The sequence below is a fragment of the Bacillus sp. mrc49 genome (assembly GCF_002803435.1).
This window is the reverse complement of the sequence record NZ_PHNG01000205.1, coordinates 1-868: the sequence shown is the minus strand read 5'-3', so window position 1 is coordinate 868 and position 868 is coordinate 1. Positions and strand designations below refer to the sequence as shown.

The window sequence follows — 868 nt, the reverse complement described above, 5'->3', positions numbered from 1 at the left end:
GAATATATTAAAAGTTAGTGATCAAATTATTATTCCCTTTATGCCCGAACTATTCGGCGTAAATGGATTAATTAACGTAATAGAAGTAGTAAACGATTTTAAAGCCAATGTTAATTCTGAATTAGAAATAGTAGGGATCGTCGGAACTATGGTTGATAGTAGTACAAAATTACATAAAGAATTATTGGAGCAAGCTTACAATTATGCAGAAAAACAGAATATAAGAATGTTTAAAACTTTAATTCCTAGAACAATACAATTCCCAAATGCGACCGCTTATTTTAAAAGGCCTGCTACTCTATTAAAGCGGCAGACCAAAAAGATAAAGACTTATGAATTGTTATATAAAGAACTGGAGGATTTAATTTATGAGTAACGGAAAATTAAATAATCAATTCTCTTTGGCCGAAGAAGCAAAGAAATCATTAAACACACAAAGCTCAGTGTCAGAAGTTGAAGTAAAAGAGGATAAATTAGAAGCAGCAGCCAGGAAATTTAAAAATGAAGTTGACGAGAAAAAGAATAGAAAAGGTATTGAAGATACACATAAGAGGGCGACTTTTTTAGTCGAAAAAGATTTATTAAAGAGTTTTAATGCACTCAGTAAAAAACAACCTAAAGGCTTTAAGACTATGGCAATCAATCAAGCGCTTAGACTGTTTTTAACTGAATTTGAAGCAAACATGGAACAAGAGTAATAATACCTATCAATAGTTTTACATTAGAGACGCTTTGCAGAGCGTCTTTTTTTCGTTTTACGGTGAATAATGGCACTTATCCAAGTTATAGCAACAATATTCCTATTATAAGTAATTAAATTGTAATAAACCAGCAAAAATCTAAACAATTGGTGTAAATACGTTTTTTT

2 protein-coding genes are annotated in these 868 nt (G+C 30.5%); both read left to right on the top strand.

Features of this window, described 5'->3' with window-relative positions; genetic code table 11:
* On the top strand, positions 1 to 376 hold a 376-nt coding region (locus CVN76_RS01450; RefSeq protein ID WP_198512413.1), incomplete at its 5' end, for a ParA family protein.
* Positions 369 to 698 (top strand): hypothetical protein, encoded by a 330-nt coding sequence (locus CVN76_RS01445; RefSeq protein WP_100530129.1) that lies wholly within the window; start codon positions 369 to 371, stop codon positions 696 to 698. The genes CVN76_RS01450 and CVN76_RS01445, both read left to right, overlap by 8 nt.
* Positions 699 to 868: the final 170 nt, after the last annotated feature.